Here is a 23,496-nt window from a genome sequence, read left to right on the forward strand (position 1 = left end):
GTTGGATTTAAAACTGCCCCAAAGAAAGAGGTGAGTTCTAATAAAAACCTAACAATTCGACCTTTTGAATTTTAAAAGATGTTAAAATTCAAAGCATCGTATTTTTTGTAAAGATTGTAAAAAATACCATCAGTAAAATAACTTTATTTCTCCTAATTTTTCAGGTTATAGGATCGGAGTGTCTTTTTGGGTAAACCATTTCACAAAGAGCTCAATACCTTCTTTAAAGCTAACTTTAGGATTATAACCAATCAGTTTTTTAGCTCGTGAAATATCCGCAAAAGTTTGATCAACATCACCTGCCTGCATTGGTAAATGCTTGATTTTTGGGGTGCATTTTGCGCTTGTTGCGATGGTTGCTATCATATCGCTTAAAAGAATAGGATAACTGTTGCCCAAATTGATGGTATCAAAAACATTTTCGTGATCGAAAAGATATTGGCAACTTTTCACAATTCCTTCTACTGTATCGCTAACATAGGTATAATCGCGAGCCATACTACCATCTCCAAACATGGGAATTTCCTGATTGTTTTTCATTAGCTTTAGAAACTTATGAATAGCCAAATCGGGACGCTGACGAGGACCAAAAACGGTAAAAAATCTCATATTAATGATATCTAAATCATACAAATGATGGTAGCAATGATTTAGAATTTCGCAAGATTTTTTAGAAAATGCGTAGGGTGAAATAGCACGATCGACATTATGACTTTCCGAGAAAGGAACCTCCTTGTTATTGCCATAAATGGATGAGGAGGACGCAAATGCAAATTTCTTAACTCCTTTTTTTCTCATGAAATCCAACACATTGCGGGTAGCAGAAATATTACTATTGATATATCCTTGCGGATCTTCTATGGAAGGTCGAACACCAGCTTTTCCCGCCAAATGTACCACTAAATCAACCGGTTCTGTAATGATATCCAAACTTGAATCAACTCTCAAATCTAGCTCGTAAAATACAAAAGAAGAATCCTGACGAAAATGGTTCATATTTTCTTCCTTTATTCTTTTTGGGTAGAAAGGATCAAAATTATCGATTCCAATTACTTTATATCCAAGTTGTAATAATTTTTCTGTAAGATGTGAGCCGATAAAACCGGCACATCCAGTCACTACGATTGATTTCATTTGATACTATTTTGTTGATCTTTTCCTTCTTGTTAATTTGTCAAAGGACTGATATTTCGAATCTATTTTTGAAAAGTTAAATTTATGTTTAATGATTGTGCCGAATGTATTACGGAGGATAACAAATTTTACTTTTATGAATCTCCTAAATTAGTCGTTTTATTTACCAAATAAAAAAAAGAATTTATGAAAACATTCCGTATTTGAGTAGTTTCTTAACAACTAGGCAGATGGTGATTATTTCGGCAGAAGCTACACAAATAATCCAGTAAACACTTTTATAATCAAGCCTTTTGGGTTTTGCTGAATGGTTGGATAATCGGTATTTCGAAATTCCCCATTGAGTAAGATGATAAATCCCGTAACCAATTAGTAGGCCTAACAACATTCCGCCCAATACATCTCCTGGAAAATGAACGCCAAGGTATACTCGTGTATAGATGATAAGCAAAGACCAAGTGAATATAAATGCAGTATATAGTTTATTTTGAAACAGTAAAGCTGAGAAAATGGCAAAGGCAAATGAATTGGTTGCGTGCGAGGAAACAAAACCATATTTGCCTCCTGTATAGTTGCTAACCAGGTTTACCATACCTTTTAAACTTGGATCATGACTGGGGCGGAATCGTTCAAATACATCTTTGAAGAACAGTGTAGAAATCTGATCGCTTAAAACAACAACGAGCACAATGCCGATGATCCACCACAAAGCTTCCTTTCCTTTGAATTTATAAATCTGATAAATTAAGGTAAAATACAGTGGAATCCAGAATTCCTTTCTTGTAAAAATCATTATTATCACATCCCAAAAAGGGGTATGGAAGCTATTAAGCCACAGTAATAATTCTTTATCGATTTGTATGAGTGTTTCCATATGCAATCCGTTAAGCTAAATTGTATTCAGACCGTAAAAACAAATATCATTTAAATTGTGTCAGGATTTTTTCGCAATAAAAAGGCTATGATATCCACTGTTGTAGCACTTTGGATATTATTTTATTATTCTTTTTATTTGCTGGAATTAATTTTTGGCCTGATGATCGAAACATATTTTTGAAAATGAGGTTTGTTTCGGTGTTTTCCCTTGCTGTATCGGTTGTAGTCATAAAAGTCGAGAACCTCAATGTCTACCTGATTCAATATGTTTTGCGGAAATGTTTTACTTGGTAATTGACTCGAAAAGACAACAAATGCCTGCTGTTCTGGTAAATTTGGAGATTCTGTAAAATTCCATTCGTTCACTTCGCGACCTACTTCCCAAACCAGTTCAATTCGAAAACCTTCTTCGCCGGCGCTGTATAAATTTAAATTTTTAATTTCCTCCAAATCCCTCGACTCTCTAATGTCTTTAAAATCAGGATTCTGATTGAGTATGGATGCAGTGTTTGGAATCACAAAAAATTCTGCCAAAACCATTAATACAACCATTCCCACCACAAGATGAAGCGCTTTTCTGTTTCTCCAGGCCTGTATGAGTAAAACGAGAACGCTTTCCGAAAGAAGAGCAAATAAAATGAAGGAAACAAGAGATATCTGACCGTCTTGATAAAAAAAGATGTAAACGCCAATGGGTAATGCAAAAGCAACTATGGAAATTAAACCAAGGTTGATTCCAAACAAAATACGATCCCATTTTTGGTCTGTTTTTTCTGTAAATACCTGATGCAAGTGTTGAATAAATTGACCTGCTAAAAGTGCCGAAGGAATCAGAACAGGCAAAAGGTATCGGTCTTTTTTCTCTGGTAAAAGAGACAAGAGAACCACAGCTGAGATTGTCCATATAAGTGCAAACTTGTATTCCTTTTTGGCTTCGAATCGCTTAAAAGCGTACGGAAAAATTAAGGCACTGGCAATTACTAGAGTCCAGATTCCCGATTGAATAGGAAAATTCCAGTAGTAGTAAAAAGGACGAACGTGTCGGTTCATCCAAGAGCCCGATTCTAGTTTTGCAATGGCAGCAGCTTCGTCGGCATGCATAAGAGAAATAAAAATGGGCCACCAAAAGCTGATGACTGCAAAAATGAGAATTGCTAAGACCAGGGGTTTCCATTGTTTGAGTATTGTTTTTCCATTATAAACCCATGCGTAGGCAATTAGAAAAGGAATTAAGGTTGCAAAAAAGGCAACCGGACCTTTGCTTAAAAAAGATAATCCCCACAACACGCCAATGCCAGTAAATGTTAACCATTTGTTTCCTTCAGATTTCCAGGCTTTGTACAAGAGCCAAATGGCTCCAAGCATAAAGCTGTGGCAGTAGATGTCCCAAGTACCATTTCTTCCCATAAAAAGCACGTAGAAACTGGTTGCTAAAATTAAACTATTGGTAAGTGCTGCTATTCTGTTTTTATTTAGCGAAAGAGTAAACAAGTACATGAACGCCACCATAATCGATGCCATTATGCCTGATGGGAAGCGCAGAATACTGAGATTTTCCAAGCCAAACCAGCTGCCGATTAGTGCAGTAATCCAGGTAGGAAGTGGGGGTTTGGCAATACGTAATTCACCATTCATGCTTGGTACCAACCAGTTTCCTTTTTCGATCATTTCACGGGCAGTAACAAAGTTCCTTGCTTCCATAATATTCACAAAAAAACTACTGTTGGCAAAGAAAAAGGCAAAGTAACATACTAGTAGCAGAAAAATCAGATGAACTGATGTTTTATTGTCAAATAGAAAACGTTGAATCATTTGTATAAAAGTTTAGTGATCTAATTTATGAGATTGTTTTCGAATGAGCATGATGTTTCTGCAATAGACCAACATGCCAAAACCTTGTCCAAGGAAAAGAACCGGATCTTTTCGGTAAATGGCGTAGGAAAGAATCATAATTGAGCCAATGATACTGATTACCCAAAAGCCAAGGGGAAGACAAGATTCTTTTTTTCGCTCGGAGTAAATCCATTGGTAAACAAAGCGAAAGGTAAAGGTTATTTGACCAGCAATTCCCCAAATCAAAAGTAGCGTGGGAATATCCGCATTTTTAAACAGTTGATGATAGTGAAACTCCCAGTTTTTCATCATAAAAACCAAGGCTACAATGGGTGTTACAATGGCAATTAAACGCGTTAACAAGGGAAGGTTTTTCCAATTGTTCTGAATGTGCAGATTGCGAATGTAAATGGAATAGGCAATAACCTGTCCTATGATAATGGCAAAATCATCGCGTAGTAAGCCATAAATAAAAAGCATCCACGAAGCTAAAATACTGAGTTGCCAGAATAGGATGGGCGATAATGAATTGCCGGCTTTCTCAGATTTTATCCATTGCACAATTAATCGAGCCGAGAACAGCCCTTGCGCGATAAAGCCGATTGTATAAACGTACCAACTACTCATTAGCTACGGGAAATAATTTCGTAATTGATATATCGCTTCTTCATCCACCGATAGGCAAAACAATCTTTAAAAGGCCCTGATAGTCGATTGAAAAGATGGTATTTGGCTTCACCCGCGATTCGAGGAAAATGACGAACGGGGATTTGCTTAATAGCTCCTTCCTGTAGCATTATTAGGGCAGGAATGAAACGATGCATTCCATTGAAGAAAGGCATTTTCTTGGCGTAGTCAGTTTTCATGATTTTTAGTGGACAACCAGTATCTTCTGCGGTGTCCTTAGTCATGTATCGGCGAAAGCCATTGGCAATTTTCGAGCTCATGTTTTTTACAAAGCTATCTTTTCGATTTTGTCGAACGCCGGTTACCAAAGCATATTCGTGTCGGTGTTCCATTAACAAATCGAAATCAAATGGGGTGGTCTGAAGATCGGAATCGATATAGCCAACAAATGGTGTATCTGTATTATCGAATCCTGCTTTAATTGCCGCACTTAAACCGTGATTTTTATTCAATTCTAAATAGGAAAATAGATCTGAATCTTTACAAATTCCCTCAATCATCTCCTGACTACTGTCTGAGGAGCCATCGTTTACAAACAAAACTTTAGATGTATATTTTGAGCTGGCAAAATAAGCTGTAAATTCTTCTTTTACACGCTTCATATTGTCTTCCTCGTTGTAAACAGGAACGATAATTGTTAATTCGAATGTTTTTTCTTGTTGGCTCATTAATTTAGCTTTAATGAAATATTATACTGCAGACTAATGTTCGGTATTCTGTCTAAAAACGGAATTTTATTAAAATAATTGCCAAAGATATAAACTGAACGGTAATATATAGTTCAAATAATATACAAATCTCTCTTTTTTGAGCTTATTCACTATAAATATGAATTAATATATTTTTGAATTTTTAACATTTTAGATTTACTTTTTTGGAAAAAGATGAAACTAGCTGTTTATTTCCCCTATTTTTTTATATAAAATTCAAGACAAAACAACACAATACTTCTAACAAAAAGCTAACAATCCTTGTGTTTGAACGTGAATAAGTGTTTAAAATCTGTAAATCGGTATTCAATTTCAATTTTGTAATGATCTGCAATCTTTTTTACGATGGCCAAACCAATTCCTGTGGCACCGCTACTTTGACTTTCCTTATAGAAACGATTAAAAATCAGATCGGGTTTATGAATGGCTTTTTCGCCCGAATTACTAATAGTAAAATAATTTTTGCCAAAGGAAATGGCGATTTCTTCACCATTTTTACTGTGTTTTATGGCATTAACAAGAATGTTTTGAATCAACAAATTGGCGAGTCGTTTATCCATTTTAGTTCGACAATTATCTGTTGCAGAAACCGAAAGTGCCAGTTCTCTATCCTGAATAACATCTTGGAAAGAGTTGATCCAGTACTTAAAAATTTCATTGAATGAGATTTGATCTTTTTCATGAAACTGTCCATGGTCAATTTTCGCGAGTAAAAGCAAAGCTTTACTTATGCCTGAAAGTTGATCTGTTGCCAGGTAAATTTCCCGTATGGTTTCTATGGTTTTTTGATCGATATGGGGTTCGGAGAACAAATTTTCACATTTATTTCGAATGATGGAAAGAGGTGTTTGAAGTTCGTGTGCAGCATTGGCTGAGAATTCCTTGCTGGCATTGTAATCTGTTTCTAGTCGGTTCGACATTAGCGAAAGAACTTCGTTAAGAGCATCAAATTCATCGATTCCGGTTTTTGCCAATTCTAATTTACTTGGAGGGTAAAAAGAGTAGGATTTTAGTTTTTCCCGGTTTGTATTAAATGTTTTCCATAAGGCGTTGTTTAGGCGTTGGGTAAAAAGTAAAAGTCCGATGAAAATAAGAAGCAAGACCAGTGAAATTAGAGTGGTGAAGAGGGTTAATATGTCATCAAACTCCATGAGCATTTGCCGGGTTGTAATTTGATGCCAGATACCATCGATGAATTTATAGGTAGTAAACTCTCGGTAAGGGATCATTTCATTTTGTTCGGAATTGTAGAGTAATGTGTCCTTTAAAATGTCCTTTTTCACCTGCGAAGGAGGAACCTCAATAGCAATATCAGTGGGGTTGATGTTATAAAATTGCTTATTATTTTTTATTGTGCTTTCAATCTCTCCAGCTTCAAGCCTTAGTTGTTGGCTCATTTCACCTTTTATGATATGATTGCTCAACATTACAATAACAATATCGGCAACTAAGAATACGATAATAGCATATTTCAGGTAGGAGCGATTAATTTTAGTGAGAAGCTTCATCTTTTAGAATATCTAGTTTGTAGCCAAAACCATGAACGGTGGTAATGTAATTTTCGCCTGTGTGTACTTTGATTTTTTTTCTGAGGCGATTGATGTGTGTGTAGATAAAATCGGAATTATCCATAAAAACTGAATTTTCACCCCAAACGTGTTCAAATAAACTTTCCTTGGTAAGAACTTTGTTTTTATTTTCGAAAAAATACAGGAGCAAATCAAATTCTTTTCGGCTAAAATCGATTGTTTTGCCAGTAATAAAGACTTGGTTTAGCTGGGTATCTATTTGTATTTGACCAAAGTGAAGAATCTGATTTTCCGATTGAAAATTTCTTCTCATCAAGGCATTTACACGAGCAGTTAGTTCGGACAGATGAAAGGGTTTAACCAGGTAGTCATCGGCTCCTAAATTTAGACCATCTACGCGGTCTTCCAGTTTGTCACGTGCCGAAATAACCAGCACTCCAGTTTCGTTCCATATCGATTTTATGAAGGAAATACAATCCAGTCCATCTCCGTCAGGAAGGCCTAAATCGAGCAATATAATATGAAAAAATTTTTTTTCGAAAAGAGATTTTGCTGCGGCAATTGTTTGAACACAAGTACATTTAAATTGGATGTTTTGCATGTGTTCGCTCACAATTTTTTGTAGCGATAGGTCGTCTTCGATAATTAACATTTCTTTTTTCATAAATGGGAACGATTTTTTTAACTGCCAAATACAAACTTAGGAAAAAGTGAAGTGGATATCTTAGATACTCTTGCTATTTTTGCAAATTAACTTGTAAATAAAGGCTATGTATCTATAGTATTGTTAAATCTTTACGTTTTCTGTAAATTCGAAGAAGTAAATCATATACTAAAACATAATAAATGAAGAGTATTCGTGACTATTTCGATATCCTAATGAATTTTTTAAGTCGTGGTGTTTGGAGCATGCGCTTGAAACAATTATCGGGTCCACGCTATTTTTTGCTTCGACAATTGCGAATTTACATTTTGGCGGTTAAAGGATTCTATGAGGATAAATGCCAGCTTCGGGCTTCAGCTTTAACGTTTTATTCTATTCTTTCGGTGGTTCCTGTTTTGGCTATGGGTTTTGGAATTGCAAAAGGCTTTGGTTTGGATAAAAAATTGGAGAAAGAACTCATGTCTCAACTATCTGGTCAGGAAGAAGTTCTAAACTGGTTGATTGAATTTGCCAATAAAATGCTTCTGAATACAAAAGTCAGCCTGATTGCCGGTTTGGGTTTTGTAATTTTGTTTTGGTCGGTACTAAAGGTTTTGAGTAATATAGAGGAATCGTTTAATGATGTTTGGCGAATAAAAAAGGGAAGAAGTTGGGGTCGCAGGTTTAGTGATTATACCGCTATTATGATTTTTGCTCCTATTTTATTGATTGGTTCTAGTGCGGCTACGGTGGTGATTAAAACTATGATTGAGGAATTTACCCATGGGAATAGCTTGCTCGAAGCGGTCGGACCTTACCTTAGTTTTCTGATCAATTTGGCTCCTTTCTTTTTGGTTTGGGTGTTGTTTACTCTCTTGTATATTTTTATGCCCAATACCAATGTCAAATTTAAGTCGGGTTTGCTGGCGGGAATTATCGCTGGAACCATCTATCAAATATTTCAGTTGCTTTACATCGAGTTTCAGGGAATGGTAACTACTTATAATGCTGTTTATGGTAGTTTTGCTGCCTTACCTCTATTTTTAATGTGGCTGCAATTAAGTTGGTTGATTGTTCTATTTGGTGCCGAAATTTCTTTTGCTGAGCAAAATGTGGAAAACTATGAGTACGAAACAGAAACCTCCGAAATATCCTACGATTACAAACGCCTTCTAAGTATTTATGTTTTGCATGTAATCATCCATAATTTTCGTAAGGACCAGGTAGCCATGCATTCTCAGGAAATTTCGCATCGTCTACAAATGCCAATTCGTTTGGTTCGGGAAATTATATTTGATTTGATTAATGCTAAATTGGTGGTGGAATTGGTTACCGATACAGATAAGCAAATGGCCTATCAGCCAGCTTTCGATATCAATTCCATGACGGTAAATAAGGTAATAGATATTCTCGAGAATGCAGGTTCCGATAAGATTCCGGTATTGCAAACCAAGGCTTATTTAAGCCTAAAGGCCATTCTCGATGATTATCGGAAATCGGTTTCCTCGGATCAGAAGGAAACACTTCTAAATGATATAGATTGTATTTTGGAATCAGAACAAATTAAGGAATAAGTAATCGCCAAACCCCAACAAACGATTAAATACAAGTAAGAATATGATTTTTATTTTCGGAGCCAACGATAAAGTGGTTGAACAACAGCAATGCAGAGAGCAGGAACATTGCACCAATTGCAATAACACAAGCAATTGGATATTGGAAAAAAATGCCACATTTGCCAGTCTGTTTTTTATTTCCGTTTTTCCCTTCAAGACTCGTTATCTACACTATTGTCCTATCTGTAAAAACGGAAATCAGTTGAGCGAAGATGAATATAATTGGAAGAAGAACCCTTTTTAAATCCTGCTAATTTATATGTGTTTGTTGCTTTATCTTTTGAAATCAAAGCTAAATTTTTAGCCATGGATCTGAGGTGTTTTCTCCTCAAAAATAAATTTATCTGCAAAGGCTGGCTGTAAGTCATTTAACCAGAGGGCATCGGGATTGTATTGGGCAAAAAATGCTTTGCCTACCCAATCGGTATCTCTAGCCTGAATGAAATTCAGTATAAATACCTTTTCTCCTTTAATTTCACTAATGCCAGTAAGTTGAATTTTCCCTGGATAGCACGACATAACGGGGCCGCGTACGGTTCTACAAAGTCCACTAAGTTGAATATAGGCTTCACGGTAAATGTTGTAAGCCTTTTCCAAACTAAGGGCAAAATATTCATGAGCACCTGTGTTTCGAGCTACAAACATGTAGTAGGGAATAATGCCCATATTTACTTGTTTTCGCCACATTTGGGCCCACACTTCCGCATCATCATTCAAATGTTTTATCAGTGGCGATTGGCTGCGAATTATTGCACCGCTTGCGCGGATTTTATGAACTGCTTCGGCAAAAACCGGAGTATCCATTTCTATCGGATGGTTTATATGGGCCATAATCGATAGGTTAATTCCAGCATCTGTAATTTGTTGGAAGGTATCCAGAAGCAGTTGTGCGTCATCATCACTAGTGTATCGGTAAGGCCAGTAACTAAGTGTTTTGGTGCCAATGCGAATGGTTTTCAGATTCGGAATATTGGCAGTAAGAATGGTGTTGATATAGTCTGCAAATAGTTTGCTTTTCATCACCATTGGATCGCCACCGGTAATCAATAAATCGCTAATCTGAGGATTTTTTCTGAGGAATTCAATCACCAAATCAATCCGTTTTGTGGTAAATTTCAATTCATGTATACCAGTAAACTGAGGCCAACGAAAACAGAAGGTACAGTAGGCATGGCAAGTTTGGCCCTGTGATGGGAAAAATAGTAATGTTTGTTTGTATTTGTACTGCGTGCCAAATAATTGTGTTCCATTTAGTTTGGGTATGTTTTTTCCTTGCCCTGCCGGATTCGGATTTAATTCTTTGCGGATTTGATTGGCGGTATGCACGATTTTTTGCCTAGTTGCTTTATCCTGAATCAATTGAGCCATTTTCTTAAAATGCTTTTCCGACAGCATTCTTTTTTGCGGAAAAGTAAGAATGAAGATAGGATCTGTTTCAAAATTTGTCCAGTTGATAAGTTCATTTACTACATAGTTGTTTACTTTAAAAGGAAGTACTTCTCCTACTACCTCAATATCGAAGATTTGTTCCTGACTCAAATTCTTAATAAAGGGGATGTTTTTGAATGTTTTTAAATTGTAGGCAATGTATTCCATAAAATTATTCTTTTTTGTTTTGTTAGAGAGCCAATCTGAAAAGGCATAAGATGCTTATAGTTTTAAAAACTAAGGCAATTCAGATGGTAGAGTTGTAAGTAGATATTTCCTGGATGGTAACACGAATAGAAGCTCTTGCTCTTAAGATACACAAAATGCCTGTTATTTCCATATTAACATTTTATTAGGGGCACATTGGCGAAGTTTATTTTGTTCGACATAGCACTTGTCCGAAAATGTAGTTCAATGAATAAGGAATTTTTGTACTTTGTAAGCAAGTAGGAAGAAATATATTGGTTCAAAGATTGTTATGGCGGTATGTAATGATGTTTTATGCCGTAAAAAAATACTTTCATTTCAATAGAAGAGTGGCAATGATTCTCATTTTGGGGAAAGCTTTAACTTGTTTGGCATTTCGATTTAAACTGCTCGTAAAAAACATTGTTTATCTATTTAAAGTGATATTTTTGGTTAGTATAACGATAATAAAATACTTATGAAGACAAGTTTAATATTGTTGATTTTGGGAATTTGTTTTTTTGGAGTTGAGGTTCAGTCACAACCTGTTTCCAATGCAGAAATTACCAGTATGATTGAAAGTTTCAAAAAGGATCCCAAGGGGCCTTATCAACAAATCATGTGGTTTTGTCCGGATGGATCCATGGTACCTCCTAAGCAGCGCTGTCCCGAGCCAGGAGGAGTGCAACGTGCAACATATAAGGATGCAGTGCAGCGTTTGGCGCAAACAAATCACGTGTTCTTAGGTCAGATTTTGACAACAACTCCTAATGAGGATTTTTGGGATGAAGCAAATCATCAATCTCGATTGAAACAATATTTGATAGAGAAATATTTACAGGCTACCGATAATGCTTGGGTGCTTCGTCGTGGACAATTTTATCGGGGAGCCATTCAGGCAGAAGATGAAAATGCTTGGGGAATTAAATTCTTCAACTGGTTGTTGGCCGACAGCGAGGCTGTTAAAAGCCAATTTTATTTGTTGCGGGAATCTGTTCGCAGTATTCCGCATAGTCAGGAAACAAAAAGTCTTCAAAATATTCGTTCCTTATCCTTGCAAATTGCAGATACTGATTTGGATTTTATGGATGCACGCATTAAAATTCACGGACAGCCCGATCAATCAGATATCGAACGCGTAAAAGCATATAAAAGCAAAAAATACACCGAGCTCGAGGCAAGCACAAAAGAACAGCTTGATAAATTGATACGCGAATTGGAATTGTATTATCAGCCAATAAATTTAAAAGATTTAGAAGGATACCTTGTTAAGGTTCCTGCAAGCTCAAAATTAAAGCAAAACATACTCAATTTCACTAATCTGCAAGCCAATACAAAAGGGGAGCAACGCGTGAAAGCTATTAGCGATATGCTGTTCGAAATTCGGGACTGTCTTTTGCAGGAACTTTCGTCGCATCGTCTTGCCTTTATGGATGTTTCGATTCAGCTAGAAAGTATTTTGTTTTATGAGTTAACTAGTTGGAAACCTAAAACTTTGAAAGGCGTAATTAATTTGGATGAAATGCTTGCCAAGGCAGCAGCTGCTTGTGGTTATATCGAAATGTGGGAATGGAAGCAAGTGAAAAATGATTTGCAGATTACCGAATCATCAGATATTTCATTGGAATCAATTCGTAAAGTGCACGATGCTGCTCGTAGCATTATTGAGTGGGGAACTGGTATGAATTCTGCTGTTTTCGAAGAAACGATTAAGATTTTTGGTGCTTTTGAACCACTTAGTTATCATTTTATCGATGATCGAATTCGCTCATCGGTGCTGCTTCCTTTGGGTGCTTCGGTAAGTCGTTTGGGCGATTTTATGAATGAAATTTCCAACCAGTCCAATGAGGTGATGGATATTGAAAACCAAAGTCATTTTAGAGGCTTGAATCCAGGCTTTGCAAAAGGCGAATTGGTAGTAGTGGAAGCTAATGTGGAAAATATCGAGGTATCGAAGGAGAAAATATATTTGTTTAGCAGGCCACCTGCCGATTTAAAGCCAGTAGCTGGTATTGCAACTGTTTCGGAAGGTAATATGGTATCGCACGTTCAGCTTTTGGCTCGTAATTTAGGGATTCCAAATGCAGTGCTTTCGCAGCAAAACCTTAGAGATCTTAAAAAATATTCGGGAACTTCCGTTTTTTACGTGGTTTCGCATAAAGGAAAGGTGATTATTAAACCTGAAAGTAGGATGACTGATGAGGAAAAAAAATTGTTTGCTGTTAAAAAGCGAAGCGAAGAAAAAATTAAAATTCCGGTAGAACAGATCGATTTGAAGCAAACCAGTTTGGTAAATCTCCGAAAGGTAAATGCTACGAATTCGGGAAAATTATGTGGTCCTAAGGCTGCAAATTTAGGACAGTTGAAGCAGTTGTTTCCCAATCAGGTGGTGGAAGGTCTGGTGGTTCCTTTCGGCATTTTCAGAAAGCATATGAATCAGGTTATGCCGGGATTAAATGTATCGTATTGGCAGTTTTTGAACCAAATCTTTCGTGTTGCAGGTGAAAAACAAAAGGCGGGGACTTCTAGTCTAGATATCGATGAGTACGTTTTATCTCAGTTGTCAACACTTAGAGAAGCGATTAAAAAAATGCCTTTGTTGCCTGAATTTAAGGAGGATATGGAACAGCAGTTTTTAGCAGTTTTTGGAAAAACTTTGGGGAAAATTCCTGTTTTCCTGCGTAGCGATACAAATATGGAAGATTTAAAGAGCTTTACAGGAGCAGGTTTGAATTTGACTCTTTTTAATGTGCTTGATGCTGAAAAAATAGTGCAGGGAATCAAAGATGTTTGGGCTTCGCCTTATTCGGAAAGAAGCTATAAGTGGAGACAAAGTTATTTGCTGAATCCTGAGAATGTTTTTCCTTCTATTTTGATAATTCCGAGTGTAGATGTGGATTATTCTGGCGTGTTAATCACCAAAGGAGTGCAGTCGGGAAAATCCGATGAGCTGACCATTGCCTTTAGCAGAGGTGCTGGTGGAGCAGTAGACGGACAAGCGGCGCAATCGCATGTTTTAGAGGTTAGTGGCGTAAATAACTTGTTGTCGCCAGCACGGGAGCCAAAATACAACAGCTTGCCTCATACCGGAGGAATTTTACAACTTAGTAGTACATTCGAGAAGTCGATTTTGTCGGATGAGAATTTTCAGGAGATTCGAGCTTTTGCAAAGACTTTGCAGGAGAAATTAAAAACAAGCGAAGGAGTGAATAGTAGCGGTCCCTGGGATGTAGAACTGGGTTTTAAAAATAACAAGCTTTGGTTGTTTCAGGTACGACCTTTTGTGGAGAATAAACAAGCACTATCTTCTGCTTATTTGCAGTCTATTTCTCCTGAAATTAAATCAGTACAGTCTGTTTTATTAACTACAATTTTGAAATGATGAATTGTAAAAATTATATTGTAATCTTCTTCCTGTTTTCCTTCTTTTTAACTTTTGCAGAAGGAAGTGGAGAGCCATATCCGATTGATGGTTACAAAACCACAGGAATAAGACGTTTGGTGCGTTTGCAAAAAATTATCGATGGACAAATTAAGGATACAAAGCCGATTCCAGGAGCACTTAAGTCGATAAAGGATATCAAATTAAATCTTTTAGGAGTTCGAGGCGATAGTTTGGAGGTATTTCCTCAGGCCGATAAAAAGCTACAACAAAAGCTAAATGGCCTGTTTCCCAATCTTCACGAAAGTTATTCATTGGCATTACTGGATATTACTGAAGGAAAAAAAATAAGGTATGCATCTCGCCAGGATACCAAAGGGTTTCAGCCAGGCAGTGTGGGTAAGTTGGCAGTAATTGCTGGCTTATTTAATGAGCTGGAACGACTTTATCCCAATTCGTATGAGGATAGGGTAAAGCTTCTAAAAACACGATCGGTAAAAGCGGGAACTTGGGGAAATTACGACGAACATACAGTTCCTTTTTATGATACCACAACGAATGTATTTTTTAAACGCACAGTAAAGGAATCCGATATATTTTCACTTTACGAGTGGGTGGATCATATGCTTTCAGTAAGTAATAATAGTGCGGCAAGTATAGTTTGGCGAGAAGCATTGCTAATGCGAGCTTTCGGGAAGGGTTACCCAAACCTTAGCGAGGAGCAGGCTGCAGAGTATTTTAAGAATACTCCCAGAGCTAGCTTGCAAAACTTGGCGAACTTGGTTGTAAATGAACCTTTGTTTAAAATTGGAATTAGTGAAGAGGAATGGCGATTAGGGAGTATGTTTACCCAGGGAGCAAAACGAATTATTCCTGGTTCGGGTGGAAGTATTGGAAGTCCGCGAGGCTTAATGAAATTCCTAATTGCTTTGGAGCGAGGTAAAATTGTAGATTACAAGTCGAGCCTCGAGATCAAAAGAATGATGTACATGACCGATAGACGAATTCGTTACGGATCCTCACCTCGGTTAAGCAATGCAGCTATTTATTTTAAATCGGGTAGTTTGTATCAATGTAAACCCGAAGAGGACTTTACTTGCAAAAAATACATGGGAAATGTTCAGAATTACATGAATTCGGTGGTGATTGTTGAACAACCTGATGGGACTACCTATATGGTGGTGTTAATGACTAACGTGCTGAGAAAAAATTCCAATCTCGATCACTTGGGTTTGGCCAGCAATATTGATGATTTAATTCGGAAACCCTAAATTAACTGAGTGTCATTGCTTGTTGAGCTTTTTTTGCAAATGTTCTGATTTTCTGATTTTCGGAATTTAGATAGGCTTGAACGAGTGGCAAAAACTGCGGATCAGAGAGCTGTTCTAGTAAATAGAATACGGCTAATTTTAGTTTTAAATCAACTCCTTCTAGTATCAGTCGGTAGCAGGCAAACTCATCGGGTTCTTTTTCGGCAAATAAATTAAAAACGGGTTCAGCCATACTATTTAAGATGGCTGTTTCCAGAACCGGAATGAGTATTTTTTTCAAACGAGCTTCCAATAAATTATCCAAAAATTCAATGGCATTCATTCTAAGATCGGTCTTGTTGCTTTGAATTCCTTTGTAAACGGTTAGAATGTCTTCGGGAGGATATTGTAGCTCTAGCAATTGAAAGATGCGCTCTAAACTACCATCCAGCCTACGTTCCAATAATTTAATCAGACTATTTCGTGCATCTAGTATCTTAGGCGAAATTGAGTCAAGATCCATATTAGTAACGAATTTTGATTTTAGAACAATTAAAGTGTTTTTGGATAAGTGTATTTCTTCCGCAATCAGACTCATAACCAGTTTTTTATCGAAAAATAAATGAGAAAAACTTTGTTTGAGATTGTTTAGTGCTTTTAAACTTTCCAAGTGAACCATATAGTCCTCATAATCAAGTAAAAAGAAAAGAAAATCAATTGATTTCTGGCTGTTTATTTTTTGTGCAACAACAGGTAGTTTTCGGACGAGTTCGGCCGGTATTTTATCCTCTTGAATAAGTTTTTGAAATACTGGGAAAACCTGACTGCCATAATTTGCTAAAGCAGTTTGTGCTGCCGGAAGAAATATCTTTTGATTTAAAAAGTTCAGCAATACACTAATAAATTGTGGGTGAACGGTGTTTCCTGCAGCTTCGATTGCTTTGATAACAATCTCTACTTTTTCGTGATGAAAAGCATTTTGCAGGTAACTAAAATATCCCGAAGCATTTGAAGCTCCAATAATCTGAATGATATGCTGGTGCAGTTTGTCTTTCTCACTTACATTTTCGGTATTATCCATTTGTTGAATTCGCATCTGCAAACGATCACCAAAGGAAAACCAGTTCTGAAGTTCTTGGTTTCCACGAGTTTCAATTGCCAATGCCAATAGGGCCGATTCACGAATTCTTTCGTCTTCATGCTCCAAATAGGACTCAATTAATTTTACGCGGTTGCCTGGTGCTAATGCAATTAAATATTCAAAAGCATTTACACGAACCTCCTGATCGTTATCTTTTACCAAAAGAAGCATGTCGCCCGATAGGTTGTGACTGATATAGGACCTAAGACTACTGATTACTTCTGCTCTTACCCTTCCAGATTCATGCACGAGTAGTTTTTTAAGTGGTAAATAGAACTCATCGCGTGGTACCTCACGTGTTTTCTGAATCATGTATAGTAATTGGCTTTCCTTAGTACTTTCCAATTGCTTTTGCAGATTGCCAATAACCGATTCATTACTTTCAGCTTGCTTGTTCGTATTTTTCCTGCTAATTTTTTTGCTGATTTTCAGTTTAAATGATTTTAGATATTCATCTCTTACTTGCAGGGCAAAGTAGATCCAAACAGCAAGCAAGCCAATAATCAGTAAACTAATCCAATTGGTAGAAATCTGTAGTCCATTTACAAGAAAAAATAATAATAATCCTCCAATTCCTGACGCAACACTGTCTACCGTAACATCAATATAGGATTTGGTTTTGCTCTTAATTTCGAGAGGAATTGGCAAGGCCAAGAGTTCCGTAGCCGATTTATTGATGGATTGCTTTAGACTTCCATCGCAGAGCTTAATGAATATGGCAGCTCCCAGTAGTGGGAAAAACAGCATTGCCAAAGCTCCTAAAAATATTGCTCCTGGAAGAATGAGCAGTGAGCTTCCCACACCAAACATACCAACAATTCTTCGGGTAAGAAACAATTGAATAAATAAGGATAACAGGTTAAAGTTCGAAAACCAGAATCCAAAAAAGGCTGTTAATTGATCCGGATCGAGAATTGCTGTAGATGCAATGGCACTAAATTGATAATCAACCAGTTTGGCAACAACAACGCTTACGCCAATTATGCCAGCCATTAAGCTCAAATGCCTTGATTTTTTTATGAGATGAAAAGGTTTATCGGGTAAGTTTTCTTCCTGAATTTTACGCTGTTGTACTCGTTGTTGTTCACTGTCTCTTTCGGTCCAAATTCGTTTGGTAATCCAAAAGCTGGGCAATAATACCAGTATACTTAAAAAAATAAGGTTCTCGCTGCCAATTAGCGGAGCCATAATGGATGTAAGGTAACCACCAAAAATTCCTCCGGCAATAGCTCCAGCACCAATAAACCCAAAAACCCGTTTGGCTTCACGAGCATTAAAAATAATGTTGGCCAGTACCCAAAATTGGGAAGAGGAAACCACTGCAAAAAGTGCTACCCAAACATAAAATAACAAAAGAACAAGTTGTACCAGTATGTTTAAACGAAGTAGCAAGCCAAAAACAAACAGGCTCAAGACCGAGGTTAGCAGTGTTCGGGTCATAATTTTATCGAATGCAAATTTCGATAACAAACGAGAATACAATCTTGAAATAGCGACAGCAAAAATGGAAACAATAATGAATGCTGTAGGAAGGGAAGAATAACCGAAAGAAGAAAGAAAAAGAGAATTTACAATTGGCTTGATTATTAAAAGAGTAGAGATGATCAGGAAAATGTTGACCTGCATTAAAACGACCCTTCGATATTCACCTACCCGAATATCAAAGGATTTGTTTAAGAAGTATTGAAAAGCTTCCTGAAAAACATTTCTTATTGAACTCTCAAAATTTTTCATTCGGTAAAATCAGGTAGTATAAGGTTAGATTTAAAAGGATTGTATTTTTGATCGTGTTTAATGTTATAATTAATAAAATTGAGAAAAAATTGTGAGTTCTTTCTCAATTTACTGAAAATTTATATTCAACATTATTTTGCTTCGTCAAGAACGTTCTCTACTTCTATAACCAGTTGCCTTAAAATTCTTTCTCCATCATCATCTTGCAGTAAACCAACTAGAATAAAACGATCCTCTTTTCCCCACACCAATATGGAATCGGCGTGATAATTTTTCCAGGTTCCTGATTTTCGGAACAATTTTGCATTGGGACGAATTTTTTCGATGGTATTGACAAACTTATGGTGAATTTCAGGATCTACCATCATTTCCAGCATTTGACTTGATCGTTCGGGACTTACCAATTCTCCATTAATAAGCATATAATAAAAGCGACAAACCTGATTTGCTGTTGCTGCATGACTTATTCCCTTAATAGGTTCGGGATAGCGTGCACCAGTTTTAGCATATCGTTTACCAACCCATAATCCTCCTCCTTGTTCTTCATCATAGAGTTTATAGGCTGGATCCATTAAAACATTTTTTATCTTCTCATAGCCCAACAAATCAATTAATCGGGTGGTTGCCTGATTATTCGATCGGCTCATCATCAGTCTCATGTCACTTAAAACAGCGGGAGTTTCTTCTAATTCACCTTTTTCCAGAGCATCAGTTGTCGCTAACAAAACGGCAATTTTTGGTAAACTAGCGGCATACATTATGTTGTCTCCGTTTACGCTGGCAAATCGAATATTGTCTAAATCGCGTAAATCAACCAAGCCCACAGCCATTTTCTTACTGTCAATGAGGCGCTTCCATTTGCTGTTCTTTTTTAGTGTTTTATCCAGTTTAGACTGTAATACACTATTTTTTAAATCACGTAAAGGTGTCATTTGCTCGCCAGAGCGTAAGGGCAAGGCCATTCCTTTTTTTACTACTTGGTCATTAATCGATTTGTTTGCACAACCAAAATATACAACAACTAGAAGAACTGTTACTATTATAAATCGCGTTTTCATATAATCAATTTCCCTATTAAATTATAGACTTATCATTGTTTTACTTAGAACGTGCGCCTTGCACACTTTAACATTATTGTATAATGTTTTGTTTACATATAATTTGAATGTCTAAACCCTAAAAATGTATTAGTGAGAATTGCTCAAATGTACTAACATTTTTGAGTTTCTATCATTGTTTTAAAATAATTGCGAGAGTGTGTAATATTCAGTATTGTTGCTGGTTAGGAATGCATATTAACTTCAGTTAACGTGAATTAACTGAAATTAACTCCTTCCGTTTTTTAATCCAAATAATAAGTCTAGTTTTTTATTTTTGAAATTGAAAAGAGACTGAATGGGAAGACTTTGAGGAAAGTTTTGCCTTTGAATTAGAATTCTTATTTGTTTTGCATGAATGGCACATAAAGATTACTTTTGCTGAAACTCAGTGAGAAATGGATTTTTTTGACAGAATAAACAAAAAAAACATTCGATTTGAGAATGTAATAGCAGTTAATTAAGAGTAGATGAAGAGAAGTGAAATTGAATTAATGGCGCCAGTAGGTTCTTACGAATCGCTGATGGCCGCAATACAAGGAGGAGCCAATTCTATTTATTTTGGCATTGAGCAGTTGAATATGAGGTCGCGATCGTCGAACAATTTTACCATTGAAGATCTGCATAAAATTGCCTCCATTTGTAAGGAAAACAATCTCAAATCTTACCTTACGGTGAATACTGTTTTGTTCGATCACGATATTACTATGATGCGCAAGATTGTGGATGCTGCCAAAGAAGGTGGAATTACAGCAATCATCGCAGCCGATGTTTCGGCAATTATGTATGCACGTAGTATTGGCGTGGAAGTGCATATCTCTACACAATGCAACATCACCAATATAGAGGCGCTTAAATTTTACGCTCAGTTTGCTGATGTGGTGGTTTTGGCACGCGAACTGAACCTCAATCAGGTGGCGGCCATTTACAAGCAAATTGTTGAAGAAGAAATTTGTGGACCAAAAGGAGAATTGATTCAAATAGAGATGTTTGCTCACGGTGCTTTGTGCATGGCAGTTTCGGGCAAATGTTACTTGAGTTTGCACGAGAAAAATTCATCAGCTAACAGAGGAGCATGCATGCAAACCTGCCGGAAAGCTTACACGGTTACCGAAAAAGAGTCGGGCAACCAATTGGAGATCGATAATGAATACATCATGTCGCCTAAAGATTTGTGCACCATTGGTTTTGTGAATAAAATGCTCGATGCCGGAGTTCGTGTTCTCAAATTTGAAGGACGAGCTCGTTCTCCCGAATATGTAAAAACCGTGCTTTCCTGCTATAGTGAAGCTGTTGGTAGTTATTTGGATGGTTCCTATGGCAAAAGTAAAATTGATGCTTGGATGGAGCAATTGGCAACGGTTTTTAATCGTGGTTTTTGGAATGGTTACTACTTAGGACAAAAGCTAGGCGAGTGGAGCAACGAGTACGGAAATAGAGCTACCAAGCGTAAAATGCTTATCGGAAAAGGAACCAACTATTTTGCCAAAATTAAGGTGGCAGAGTTTCTTCTCGAATCACAAGAATTGAAAGTAGGAGATAAGATATTGATTACCGGACCCACAACCGGAGTGGTAGAAACTACCATTAAGGAAATTCGAGTGGATTTAAAATCGGTTGAAAAGGCAGTTAAAGGAGATAGTTTTTCCATTGCTATGGATACGATGATTCGTCGTTCGGATAAACTCTATAAAATTGTAGAGGTGACCAATGATTTAATACAGTAAAAAGCGGTTAGCTTTAAGCCACAAGTTTAAAAAAAACAGGATAAGTTCGAAAATTTACTTATTCGCGACAGAAAAGAATATAATATTGATGCAATTAAAATTAAACATGAAAAAAATAGTTCTTACTCTCATGGCTTTTGTAGCTATAACAAGTCTTTCTGCACAGGATTATCAAGGCTCATTGGTAAAATGTGGCGATCAAGTTCCTGATTTTACTCTTGAATCCATATCGGGAAACAAAATTTCTACTGCCGATTTAAAAGGGAAAGTAGTGCTTGTAAACTTTTTTGCTACTTGGTGTGGACCTTGTATGAAAGAACTTCCTCAAGTTGAGGCAAAACTATGGCCGAAATTTAAAGATGAGAATTTTACAATGATCTCGATTGGTCGTGAACACACAAAAGAGCAGTTACAGACTTGGAATAAGAAAAAAGCTTTTACATTTCCTATCGCTCCCGATCCGAAAAGAGAAGTGTACAGTAAATTTGCAAATCAGTACATTCCTCGTAATTTTATTCTTGATAAAACAGGTAAGATTATTTGGCAGGGAGTTGGCTTTAGTGAGGAAGAGTTGGAGCAAATGATGAAAACAATTCAAGACAATTTGTAAATAATAGTATTGATGCACATGCAGGGAAATATTCGAAAAATGCATACCGATCTTAAAGAGATCGTTGAGTATCAGTTGCCAATAGGCGATGAAATGCTTGAAATGAATCCATTGATTGGAAGACGGTTACATTTTAACTATTTAGGTCAGATCAATTGTATTCATTGTGGCAAAAAAACAAAAACATCATTTGGACAGGGTTACTGCTATTCCTGTTTTACCAAGCTGCCACAAACCGATGATAGCATTCTTCGTCCCGAACTGGATCTTTCCTATTTGGGAATTTCACGCGATATGGAATGGGCAAAAAAGAATTCGCTTCAGCCTCATTTTGTGTACCTGGCTTATTCGGGAAATCTTAAAGTAGGTGTTACACGACAATCGCAAGTGCCAACCCGATGGATGGATCAGGGAGCAAGCAAGGCCATAAAATTGGCAAAAACGCCTAATCGACACATCGCAGGAGTAATAGAAGTTGCCTTAAAAGAACATTTTTCCGATAAAACAAATTGGCGTCAAATGCTGAAGTTAAGGTCTGTTGAGAATGTAGATTTGCTTGCCGAAAAACAAAAAGCAAGCAGCTTTTTACATCCTGAATTGCAACAATATATTTCCGAAGAAGATCAGGTATTTGATATCCATTTTCCCCTGATTTCCCCACCCAAAAAAATTGTAAGTTTCGGATTTGAAAAGTTGAAAGAATACTCCGGAATTTTAAAAGGAATTAAGGGGCAATATCTTATCTTTGAAGATGGAAAAGTTCTGAACGTTCGAAAACACAACGGATACCTAATTGAACTTTCTGTAGAAGACTAAATAGACCCAATTACACTAAATATTCTTTACTAATCGTAAAATTCTTAATAAAAGATGGAAAATATAGACTGGAAACAATTTGGTTTCGGTTATACTAAAACCGACTATAATGTTCGTTGTCACTTTCGTGATGGAAAATGGGGAGAATTAGAAGTTTCTTCTTCCGATCAGGTAAATGTTCATATTGCAGCAACAGGTTTGCATTACGGACAGCAAGCATTCGAAGGTTTAAAGGCATTTAAAGGTCCCGATGGAAAGGTAAGAGTATTCCGCATGGATGAAAATGCTAAACGTATGCAAACTTCTTCTCACGGTATCATGATGGCGGAGATGCCTGTTGATTTGTTCCAGGAAGCGGTAGTTAAAACCATCAAATTGAATGAAAGATGGGTTCCACCATACGAATCTGGCGCATCGCTTTACATTCGTCCTTTTCTTTTCGGAAATGGAGCTCAAGTGGGAGTGAACCCAGCACCAGAATATACTTTTGCAATATTTGTGATGCCAGTTGGTCCTTACTTTAAAGAAGGATTTAAACCAACCGACTACGTTATTTATCGTGAGTACGATCGTGTAGCTCCACAAGGAACTGGAACTATTAAAGTAGGAGGAAATTATGCATCCTCTTTGCGTAGTGGAACTCGTGCACACGAGGAAGGATTTTCGGCTGTTTTATTCCTCGATGCCAAAGAGAAAAAATACATCGACGAGTGTGGACCTGCCAACTTTTTCGGAATTAAAGGGAATAGCTATGTAACTCCAAAGTCGAATTCTATTTTGCCATCAATCACCAACAAAAGTTTGTGCCAGATTGCCGAAGATATGGGAATGACTGTTGAACGCCGAAAAGTAACTGTTGAAGAGCTTGCTGATTTTAGCGAGGCAGGAGCTTGTGGTACTGCTGCTGTTATTTCACCAATTCGTAAAATTGTAGATGCTGATAATAAAGTGGACTATGTTTATGGCGATGAGGCTGGAAAGGTGAGCCTAAAACTGTATGAAACACTTCGTGGAATTCAGTATGGAACCGTAGAAGATAAACACAAGTGGAATACCATTATCGAATTTTAAGTAGGGATTTTTCACATTCTATAAAA

General features: G+C 36.9%; 18 protein-coding genes. 8 read left to right on the forward strand and 10 right to left on the reverse strand.

Translation table 11 applies throughout. The features are described from left to right. Window positions 1–165: 165 nt before the first annotated feature. The 7 genes from ABYT26_RS08420 to ABYT26_RS08450 form a co-directional block, all read right to left on the reverse strand. The gene (locus tag ABYT26_RS08420; RefSeq protein ID WP_372752817.1) at window positions 166–1,134 is read right to left on the reverse strand and encodes a GDP-mannose 4,6-dehydratase; all 969 of its coding nucleotides are present in this window, start codon (window positions 1,132–1,134) and stop codon (window positions 166–168) included. Between the two features lie 184 nt (window positions 1,135–1,318). Then, window positions 1,319–2,008, reverse strand: a complete 690-nt coding sequence (locus ABYT26_RS08425) for a phosphatase PAP2 family protein (protein ID WP_372752819.1) — start codon at window positions 2,006–2,008, stop codon at window positions 1,319–1,321. 134 nt (window positions 2,009–2,142) lie between these two features. Beyond that, the gene (locus tag ABYT26_RS08430; RefSeq protein WP_372752821.1) at window positions 2,143–3,822 is read right to left on the reverse strand and encodes an ArnT family glycosyltransferase; all 1,680 of its coding nucleotides are present in this window, start codon (window positions 3,820–3,822) and stop codon (window positions 2,143–2,145) included. Between the two features lie 12 nt (window positions 3,823–3,834). Continuing rightward, window positions 3,835–4,470, reverse strand: a complete 636-nt coding sequence (locus tag ABYT26_RS08435; protein WP_372752823.1) for a lipid-A-disaccharide synthase N-terminal domain-containing protein — start codon at window positions 4,468–4,470, stop codon at window positions 3,835–3,837. After that, the gene (locus tag ABYT26_RS08440; protein WP_372752825.1) at window positions 4,470–5,198 is read right to left on the reverse strand and encodes a glycosyltransferase; all 729 of its coding nucleotides are present in this window, start codon (window positions 5,196–5,198) and stop codon (window positions 4,470–4,472) included. The genes ABYT26_RS08435 and ABYT26_RS08440 overlap by 1 nt, the downstream gene beginning before the upstream one ends. 293 nt (window positions 5,199–5,491) lie before the next feature. Beyond that, the gene (locus ABYT26_RS08445; protein ID WP_372752827.1) at window positions 5,492–6,748 is read right to left on the reverse strand and encodes a sensor histidine kinase; all 1,257 of its coding nucleotides are present in this window, start codon (window positions 6,746–6,748) and stop codon (window positions 5,492–5,494) included. Beyond that, window positions 6,732–7,433, reverse strand: coding sequence for a response regulator transcription factor (locus ABYT26_RS08450; RefSeq protein ID WP_372752829.1), 702 nt, complete (start codon window positions 7,431–7,433; stop codon window positions 6,732–6,734). The genes ABYT26_RS08445 and ABYT26_RS08450 overlap by 17 nt, the downstream gene beginning before the upstream one ends. Window positions 7,434–7,615: 182 nt before the next feature. On the opposite strand from ABYT26_RS08450, the gene ABYT26_RS08455 reads away from it, so the two are divergent. Continuing rightward, the gene (locus tag ABYT26_RS08455) at window positions 7,616–8,986 is read left to right on the forward strand and encodes a YihY/virulence factor BrkB family protein (protein WP_372752831.1); all 1,371 of its coding nucleotides are present in this window, start codon (window positions 7,616–7,618) and stop codon (window positions 8,984–8,986) included. Window positions 8,987–9,029: 43 nt separating this feature from the next. After that, entirely contained in the window at window positions 9,030–9,272 is a 243-nt protein-coding gene (locus ABYT26_RS08460; protein WP_372752833.1) for a zinc-ribbon domain-containing protein, read from the forward strand. 56 nt (window positions 9,273–9,328) lie between these two features. Here ABYT26_RS08460 and ABYT26_RS08465 read toward each other — a convergent pair whose 3' ends face one another. Further along, window positions 9,329–10,624, reverse strand: coding sequence for a KamA family radical SAM protein (locus ABYT26_RS08465; protein WP_372752835.1), 1,296 nt, complete (start codon window positions 10,622–10,624; stop codon window positions 9,329–9,331). A 496-nt stretch (window positions 10,625–11,120) separates the two neighbouring features. Between ABYT26_RS08465 and ABYT26_RS08470 the strand changes: the two genes are divergently transcribed. Together ABYT26_RS08470 and ABYT26_RS08475 are read left to right on the forward strand one after the other, a co-directional pair. Next, window positions 11,121–14,024, forward strand: coding sequence for a PEP/pyruvate-binding domain-containing protein (locus ABYT26_RS08470; RefSeq protein WP_372752837.1), 2,904 nt, complete (start codon window positions 11,121–11,123; stop codon window positions 14,022–14,024). Then, complete coding sequence (locus tag ABYT26_RS08475) at window positions 14,021–15,295, forward strand: serine hydrolase (RefSeq protein ID WP_372752839.1); 1,275 nt, start codon at window positions 14,021–14,023, stop codon at window positions 15,293–15,295. Before ABYT26_RS08470 ends, ABYT26_RS08475 begins: the two co-directional genes overlap by 4 nt. A gap of 1 nt (window position 15,296) precedes the next feature. Here the strand turns inward: ABYT26_RS08475 and ABYT26_RS08480 are convergent, their stop codons facing one another. Beyond that, window positions 15,297–18,149, reverse strand: a complete 2,853-nt coding sequence (locus ABYT26_RS08480) for a hypothetical protein (protein WP_372752840.1) — start codon at window positions 18,147–18,149, stop codon at window positions 15,297–15,299. Window positions 18,150–18,280: 131 nt separating this feature from the next. Next, a complete protein-coding gene (locus tag ABYT26_RS08485) occupies window positions 18,281–19,207 on the reverse strand; it encodes a serine hydrolase (RefSeq protein WP_372752842.1) in 927 nt (308 codons plus the stop codon). 509 nt (window positions 19,208–19,716) lie between these two features. On the opposite strand from ABYT26_RS08485, the gene ABYT26_RS08490 reads away from it, so the two are divergent. From ABYT26_RS08490 to ABYT26_RS08505, 4 genes are all read left to right on the forward strand, one after another. Further along, window positions 19,717–20,973, forward strand: coding sequence for a peptidase U32 family protein (locus ABYT26_RS08490; protein ID WP_372752844.1), 1,257 nt, complete (start codon window positions 19,717–19,719; stop codon window positions 20,971–20,973). Between the two features lie 106 nt (window positions 20,974–21,079). Then, on the forward strand, window positions 21,080–21,583 hold the full coding sequence (locus ABYT26_RS08495; RefSeq protein WP_372752846.1) for a TlpA family protein disulfide reductase: 504 nt from the start codon (window positions 21,080–21,082) through the stop codon (window positions 21,581–21,583). A gap of 12 nt (window positions 21,584–21,595) precedes the next feature. Further along, window positions 21,596–22,399 carry a DUF2797 domain-containing protein gene (locus ABYT26_RS08500; protein WP_372752848.1) on the forward strand — a complete coding sequence of 268 codons (804 nt, stop codon included), beginning with the start codon at window positions 21,596–21,598 and terminating at the stop codon, window positions 22,397–22,399. A 54-nt stretch (window positions 22,400–22,453) separates the two neighbouring features. Continuing rightward, window positions 22,454–23,470 (forward strand): branched-chain amino acid aminotransferase, encoded by a 1,017-nt coding sequence (locus tag ABYT26_RS08505; RefSeq protein ID WP_372752850.1) that lies wholly within the window; start codon window positions 22,454–22,456, stop codon window positions 23,468–23,470. Window positions 23,471–23,496: the final 26 nt, after the last annotated feature.

Origin of the sequence: Labilibaculum sp. (genome assembly GCF_041595635.1) — a bacterium.
GTDB lineage: Bacteria > Bacteroidota > Bacteroidia > Bacteroidales > Marinifilaceae > Labilibaculum.